Annotated in this window: 9 protein-coding genes; 4 read left to right on the forward strand and 5 right to left on the reverse strand. The window is 44.8% G+C overall.

The window, feature by feature from the left end; genetic code table 11:
• Positions 1-109: 109 nt before the first annotated feature.
• Positions 110-379 carry a DUF3226 domain-containing protein gene (locus IM322_RS14820; RefSeq protein ID WP_353737517.1) on the forward strand — a complete coding sequence of 90 codons (270 nt, stop codon included), beginning with the start codon at positions 110-112 and terminating at the stop codon, positions 377-379.
• Between the two features lie 86 nt (positions 380-465).
• On the opposite strand, the gene IM322_RS14825 is transcribed toward IM322_RS14820, so the two are convergent.
• The 5 genes from IM322_RS14825 to IM322_RS14845 form a co-directional block, all read right to left on the reverse strand.
• Positions 466-2,319, reverse strand: coding sequence for a peptidoglycan D,D-transpeptidase FtsI family protein (locus IM322_RS14825; RefSeq protein WP_287677134.1), 1,854 nt, complete (start codon positions 2,317-2,319; stop codon positions 466-468).
• Between the two features lie 199 nt (positions 2,320-2,518).
• Positions 2,519-3,076: a hypothetical protein gene (locus IM322_RS14830; RefSeq protein ID WP_287677132.1), complete on the reverse strand. Its 558-nt coding sequence runs from the start codon at positions 3,074-3,076 to the stop codon at positions 2,519-2,521.
• Between the two features lie 221 nt (positions 3,077-3,297).
• Positions 3,298-4,662: a GTP-binding protein gene (locus IM322_RS14835; RefSeq protein WP_287677130.1), complete on the reverse strand. Its 1,365-nt coding sequence runs from the start codon at positions 4,660-4,662 to the stop codon at positions 3,298-3,300.
• A 157-nt stretch (positions 4,663-4,819) separates the two neighbouring features.
• The gene (gene folK / locus IM322_RS14840) at positions 4,820-5,284 is read right to left on the reverse strand and encodes a 2-amino-4-hydroxy-6-hydroxymethyldihydropteridine diphosphokinase (protein WP_286827218.1); all 465 of its coding nucleotides are present in this window, start codon (positions 5,282-5,284) and stop codon (positions 4,820-4,822) included.
• Positions 5,281-6,051 (reverse strand): sirohydrochlorin chelatase, encoded by a 771-nt coding sequence (locus tag IM322_RS14845; RefSeq protein WP_502864036.1) that lies wholly within the window; start codon positions 6,049-6,051, stop codon positions 5,281-5,283. Before IM322_RS14845 ends, folK begins: the two co-directional genes overlap by 4 nt.
• A 235-nt stretch (positions 6,052-6,286) precedes the next feature.
• Here IM322_RS14845 and IM322_RS14850 point away from each other — a divergent pair, with 235 nt between their 5' ends.
• From IM322_RS14850 to IM322_RS14860, 3 genes are all read left to right on the forward strand, one after another.
• Entirely contained in the window at positions 6,287-6,586 is a 300-nt protein-coding gene (locus IM322_RS14850) for a type II toxin-antitoxin system HigB family toxin (protein WP_287077873.1), read from the forward strand.
• Positions 6,573-6,968, forward strand: a complete 396-nt coding sequence (locus tag IM322_RS14855) for a helix-turn-helix domain-containing protein (protein ID WP_353737518.1) — start codon at positions 6,573-6,575, stop codon at positions 6,966-6,968. Before IM322_RS14850 ends, IM322_RS14855 begins: the two co-directional genes overlap by 14 nt.
• A 138-nt stretch (positions 6,969-7,106) precedes the next feature.
• Positions 7,107-7,313: transposase family protein (locus IM322_RS14860; protein WP_287713247.1), on the forward strand; the 207-nt coding region annotated here is incomplete at its 3' end.

Genomic DNA, 7,313 nt, shown 5'->3' on the forward strand with positions numbered 1-7,313 from the left:
AATCTTGCGATACATTAGTACTAGGTAGAGAAGATGCAAGGGTTTTAAGCGATCATAGCAGATTCAGGGGCACCTGAGGGACTCTCAATCTAGCTAAAAGCCTTTTCCAATAAAGGTTGTAGCTTCTTTCAGCAAACCCTATTTAGTTCCCGATAATAATCTTTGGCAATATACACAAAACAAGGTGATAGAGGCAAAAAAACAAGGGGCAACCTATAGAGATTATCATCTAGATAAGGCTAATATTCATACCTATTTAGCTTGGCAAGATCCGCCGGGGAAACAACTTCACGATGCAGTAAAACAAAGAATACTTAATCAATCCCATCCCCAATCGGCAAATTTTTTGAGATGGTTACAGGAGTTATATGAGATTTGAGAGAACTATGGCTCCAGATGGGATTGACAGCCCCATAATATTTCTCCGTGCTTTGTTAGATAAAGCCTCTTTCAAAAAGACTTAAATTAATCGTGCCGCGGGGGTTTATTGGTCGCAGAACCCGCCGGAACGACCTTGGAGGTGGGGGGGATACCCTTGAGGGAAATGAGCGTATTCATCACCGTTTTTGCCACAGGAGCGGCAACAGTGGAGCCAAAAGTATTCGCACCCTTGGGTTCATCCACCACCACCAAAACCACATAACGGGGCGATTCGATCGGTAAAATCGCCACAAAACTGGTAATTTTGGCGTTAGGTAGATAACCTCCCGTCGGACTAGCTTTTTGTGCGGTTCCCGTTTTGCCTCCGATGCGATAACCGGGGATTTGGGCCGCTACCCCCGTCCCCTTGCTGACGACGGTTTCCATCATTTCCACCACTTGCCGGGCCACGGTGGGAGAAAAGACTTTTTTGCTGGGATAATCGGGCTGCCAGTGCAAACGGCCGCGGTCGTCGGCTAATCCTTTGATCACATGGGGAGTTACTAAGGTGCCACCATTGGCCAGCGCACCGTGCAACTGTACTAATTTTAAAGGCGTTAGGGATAAACCTTGACCAAAGGAAGCGGTGGCCGATTCAATGGCATTATCCAGAAATTCTTGTTCGGGTTTGAGATATCCTGCCACTTCTCCGGGTAAATCTACACCAACCCTTTGATTTATTTCCAATCCTAATAAACTTTTATAGAAATCAACTCGCCCCATTTTTTGGGCAATTTGCACCATGGCCACGTTACTAGAGGTTTGCAGAACTCTGGCCATATCTAGCGCCCCATAACCCTGTTTAGAGGCATTTTTAATCGTCCAGGGACCGACAGTAATTGCCCCCGGATCATTGACTACCGTACTAGCTTTAATTGCCCCCGCTTCCATGGCCATGGCGACAATAATTGGTTTAAAAGTTGACCCCGGTTCGTACTGATCGGCTACGGTCCAATTTTTAAATAGAGCCACATGGGCTTTATAATATTCATTGGGGTTAAAAGTTGGCTCACAAACTAGGGCTAAAAGAGAACCATCAAGGGAGTCCATAACGATGACGGCTCCCCGTTTAGCATTAAATTTCTTTAGCTGTTCTCGTAGGGCCGTCCTGGCGGCTCTTTGTAGTTTTAAATCGAGGGTTACTTCTAACTGTAATTCATCAAATTGAAAGATACCATCGGGAACAAAAGCGGGTAAAATTCGCCCGTCTCCCATGCGTCTTGTATTGACAGAAAAAGGATCTCTTTCTAATAACTGACTGGAACCTCTCTCTAATCCTGCTTGACCACGATGTTCTTTATCTACATAGCCAATCACGTCGGCTGCCACATCGTCTTGGGGATAATAACGAGCGTACTTTTCCTCTAATTCTACACCGTCAAGAGATAATTGTTTTAATCCCCTAGCCACGGATTCGGTTAATTGATTGGCTAAACGAATTCCTGTTTCTTTTTCTTTAAATTTTTGAATCAGGTGATTAGTGGGAATATTTAATAAAGGAGCTAATTTATCAGCCACTTCTGCCGGCGGAATAGCAAACAGTTTTGGGTGTACATAAAGAGTGTAAATCAAGCGATCGGTCGCCAAAACATTACCATTACTATCGACGATCGCCCGTCGGGGAATATAGGGTCTAATACTGGTAGTTTGCTGTTGTCTGGCTCTTTTTTGCAATTCCTGTCCTTGGACTATTTGTAATTGGTACAATCGCCAAGCTAAACCCACAATACCCATGACTAAAATCAACCACACCGCCACCAATCGCCCGTTACTCAAAGGCAATTTTTTAAACTGTTGTTGCCGTTTTTTGGCGTTTAAATAGGACTTTCTGTCCCGGATACTGCCAGAGGGCGATCGAGTTTTTTTACCTCTAAATCTGGGTCTTTTTGTGTCAGTCATGAGCAGTATCTTTCAGTTATCAGTGAGCAGTAAGCAGTAATCAGTAAACAGTAAGCAGTAAGCAGTAAACAGTAATCAGTAATCAGTAATCAGTAAAAAGACAGTAGGAAACTTCTATTTAATACTGCACACTTAAAAACTCACATCTGATAACTGTTAACTTACCCACTGATAACTGATAACTGTTAACTGATAACTGTTAATAGGCACTTCTCGGTCGAGAATTGACGGTAGATTGGGGTTGAGAAGCGGTGGCCGGTTTCAGGTTCGGGGCAGATTTACGCTGTAAAAAGATAGTTTGGAAGGGTTGGGGATGAGTTAATCCGGTTTCGGGTTTTTCTGCTTGTTGAGCTAGTTGATGTTTAAGGGTTTCATTGGTGGATAAAAGATGGCGCTCGTGACGTTGCAGTGTTTCCAGTTTACCAAATTCTTTGTCCCAAACCTTGGGAATATATACCGTCCAAGCATATATTCCCAGAGTCGAACCCAACAGACAAAAAGTAATCACGGCCACTATTCTTTCTAGGAGGCAAAGGGAACGTAATTGACGCGAGGCTAATTGTTTTTGTGTCGGGGCCACGGGAACTCTCGCCACCGATTTAGTCGTCGGTTTGACGGTGGCAGTCGGGGAGGATTGAGTAACTGGTTTAGTAGTGGGGTTGGGGGAAGTTATCCGCGACTGGGGACGACGTTGACTCCCTTGGCTTTTTTGGCGAGGAATGGGAACGGGAACATAGGACTTATGGGCAGCAGACATGATTTTCTCTCAATATTTCTAGCTAGTTGTCGTTGTCAAAAATTAAGTTTCTAAAATTAGGAGTCGGTCATCAGTAGTCAGTAGGAAATATTTAATTGATAAGCTAAACGGCTTTTACTTCGGATCACCGATATAGACTCCAAAAGGGTTATAGCTATTGGATCATGCAGGTTAAGCGCCGTTTAGCTTAACTGTTGCCTTTTTTCCTTTTTCCTTTAAAATCACTGTTCTAGTTCTAGACGTAAACGATATAAAATAGTTTGCGGATGAACTTGAGCGAGAATTTGATTGATCACCGTACTCGGTCCGGATGCCCCCCAACTACAACCGCGTTCTAGATAGATTTTAGCGGCTTTCCCAATGATATAGGTTCCATAAGCGGCAATTGCTCCCTGTAGGAGAGCGGTGCTACCGTAGAGGGTTAAAGAGGTGGGATTTTCAAAAATACTCGCCGCTGCCGCTGCCGTTTTGCCCAAACCGATAATCACAGTGCTGAGGATTTCCCCCACCAGCAACCCCGCACTACTCAAAAGTAGAGTCCGCCAGAGTTGACCAGCTTGGTGACTGGTAATCGGCAAGCCGTACAAACGAGCTAAAGCCCGAACTAGAGTCAAATCGACGATTGAAGCCCCTAGGAGGTCTAAAATAGCGATCGGATTGGCCGCAATCGCTAAAGCCTTATATTTCGCGTATTGCCAGATAATTTCCTCCGCTTGACTGTCCCGGAGTTCTAGGGTTTTTCTAGCGATATTTTCCTCCGCTTCTTGGCCTTGCACTAAAGCATTTAAGGCCAGCAGCGATCGCCCTTCCCGATTTAAAATCGTTAAGAGTTTATCTTGCAGCTCCTCAATTTGGGGGGGAGGGGTTTCCCACTCAGTCACCACGCGCCCATCGGGGTATTCCACCCGGACGGGAATCGGTTGCGGTTCGGCGGCTACCATAACTATCTCATCGCTAGTTAACAAATCTTCTAACGTTTTTTCGTCCCGATTGGTTCCTAATCTCTGTAACTGCTGAAAAATCTGGCGGCGATCAGCTTCCGGATAGAGATCAATCTTATTAAACACCAAAATGAGCGGTTTTTTGGCCCGGCGCAATTCTGCCAAGGACTCGTATTCAGTCCGGGTAATATCCCCCGCGACGATAAATAAAATTAAATCGGCACTTTTAGCGACTTCTCTGGCCATATTCGCCCGCGCTTCCCCTTCAATCTCATCCAATCCGGGGGTATCGATTAATTCTATCTGGATTTTACCCGTGGCTGGTGTCCAACGCACCGCTCGCGGCCAGCGTGTCACCCCGTGCAGGGGTCCAGTTGTCAGGACTTTTTGACCGACTAAAGCGTTTACCACCGAGGATTTGCCGCGACTGACTAACCCGAAGGCTGCCACCCGAATCACCGTTTCATCCAGTTTATCCAAGGCCGATTTTAGGGACTGCAAATCCTGTTTAACGGCGGCCTGAAGTTGGGGATCGGGGGGATAATTCCAATGGCGGCGAAAACTGGCATACCAAGTTAAGGCCTGTTGTAAACTAGCTTTAGCCTGATTGTAATGAGTTTCCTCGAGCGATGGGGTCTTGGTCACGGTTGATTTTTTTACTGTTTATTGATACTGCTGCCTTTATTGTAGAGTTTCGGGGCGGTAACTGAGACGCGCTTATTTGGGTTTAGGGGAAGACTTTTCAGTGATCAGTGAAAAGAAATTAGCGAAGTTTTCAACTAAAACCCTAACACCTAACATCCTACTCCGCCAATCCCAATTGCCCCAATAGCTGAAGGATAGTTTTTCCAGTGACCGGATCTCGCCAATCGGGGGCAATTTCTGCCAGGGGAAGCAGCACGAAGGCGCGTTCTCGGCAGCGGGGATGGGGTATCTGTAATTCGGGCGTTTCTAAGATCAGGTCATCATAAAATATTAAGTCTAAATCGAGGGTACGCGGTCCCCATCTTTCCCGTCGGACTCTCCCGAATAACTGCTCGATTTCTAATAATTTATGCAGTAAATCTAAGGGCGATAAATCCACTTGCACAATGGCACAACCGTTGAGATAGTCAGGCTGAGGAGGACCCACGGCTGTGGTTTGATACCATTGGGAATGAGCTTCTAGTTTAATTCCTTTGACTCGCTCTAATTCCCCTAAAGCTTGCCCTAAAATTGTCCCTGAATCCCCTAAATTACCGCCCAAAGCGATCGCTGCTCGCTTCATCCCCATCCTTCCTCCACAATAATCTCGGCTAATTCCCCCGTCGCCCCCAAAGATTTACCTAAAGATATATTGACATTTGGATGCTTTTGTGATAGTTCAAAAACTTGGGCTTCGATCGCGGCGGTAATTCCACCAGCAAAGAGGAAATAGGGCAGTATAGCAATTGTTTGGCTACCTTGAGCGATTAAACTCTCGATTTGTTGGGATAAACTCGGTTCTATCGACCAATAAGCTGTAATTGCCCGAAAAAACGCCGCTAGACTTTCCACTTCCCGATTACCCCCGGGGCGACGACTACCGTGGGACAGTAAAATGCGGTCTTGGGGGCTTAAATCAGCAAATTGTCGCGATAACAGCGATTTTATGCCCTGATAACTGCCTAAATGGGGCTTTAACTCTAGCTCAATCGGCGATCGCACTTTGGCCACGGCCGCGGGAATATCTTCTTTAACGTGAACCCCCGACAGGAGAAACAGGGGGATAATCTGCAACCGGCTACATCCTTGGCTTTGTGCTTGTTGGGCAAAAGCTTCTATTTGTTGATGGAGAGGTGTTATCACTAATTCTAGGGCGGCAGTCCCTACTAATACCCGATTATCTGCTTCTAGAACCGCTAGAGATGGGCTAAACTCCGATTTACTCCCTAATCTTTCGGCGGGTTGACTAATTTTTTCTTGAACTAAGGCTGCTAATCGTGTCACCGCCATGGCTGGACGCGGATCGCGACTACCGTGGAAAACCAATAAGTAGGCTGAGGAGGTCTTCAAAGAAATCTTGCCAAAATAGTTTAGTTTTTAGCCTAATACATTTTCTCTCCCTTTAGGCATAAATGCCCCTGATATTCTCAATTTAGCTGGTAAGCGGGAAAACGTCCCCATTGGTGGGAAGTGCTACCATTTTACGCAATGTAAAGTGTGAGCAAATCAGCCCGCCGGCTTGAGTTAGCCTAGATATTGAGGTATAATTGCTATTGACAGAAACTGCAAGAGGTATATTTGTATTATGCGGGTAATTAGCCGTCGAATACTTCGCGATTTCTGTATCACTAATGCTAATTCCTGCGAGTCTCTCTATGATTGGTATAGAGTCGCTAGTAAAGCAGCATGGCAAAATCTAATCGATGTGCAAGCCACTTATAAAAGTGCTGAATCTGTTGGTAACTTCACTGTTTTTAATATTAAAGGAAATCACTATCGTCTAATTGTAGATCTAGTTTATAGCCGACAGACTATCTATATTAAATATATTCTTACCCACGCCGAGTACGATAAAGGAAATTGGAAATATGATGCTTACTTTTAATTCTAAAACCTATGGAGAATTACTCGCTCACTATCAACCAAAAGCAATCACCACAGAGGTGGAAAACGAGCGAGCGATCGCAATTGCTCAAGAGTTGGAACATCGCTCGGAACTTAGTTTAGAGGAGGAAGCTTTACTGGAGTTATTGATTAGTTTGATCGAAAGGTTCGAGGCAGATAATTATCCAATTCCTGACAGAAATCCTTTAGCAACCTTACAGCATCTTATAGAAGCTAACGAGATAGAATATCCAGAGCTAATTACTATTTTGGGTTCCCCTGATGCGGTGGAGCAAATAATTAATGGACAACGCAGCATCAATCAGTCAGAAGCTAGGTCTTTGGGGTCATATTTTCGGGTTGATGCCAGTTTATTTACTTAGGGTCTGCTGAAAAAGTTTTTCGTGGGGACAGGGTGTGGGGTGTGGGGTAGGGCTGTTTCATTCTCCCATCAAAATATCAAAAGTAAAAGCGATCACTGTCTTGGTAAAATGAGAAGTGACCGCCAACTTTTTAAATATATGTTGAGCTTAATAGAAAAACTGAAACAAGTCAAGGACTTTCGGAAAGATAAAGGAAAAAGACAGCCTTTATGGATAGTATTAGTAGTAATAATACTGGGAACAATGCTAGGATACTCAGGTTATAGAGAGCTAGGAGAGTTTGCTAAAAATAATCGGCACAGGCTCAGTCAAGAATTTAACATAATTCCAGAAAGAGTCCCATCC

It is taken from the genome of Microcystis sp. M109S1, from assembly GCF_020247025.1.
In the GTDB taxonomy this organism is placed as follows: domain Bacteria; phylum Cyanobacteriota; class Cyanobacteriia; order Cyanobacteriales; family Microcystaceae; genus Microcystis.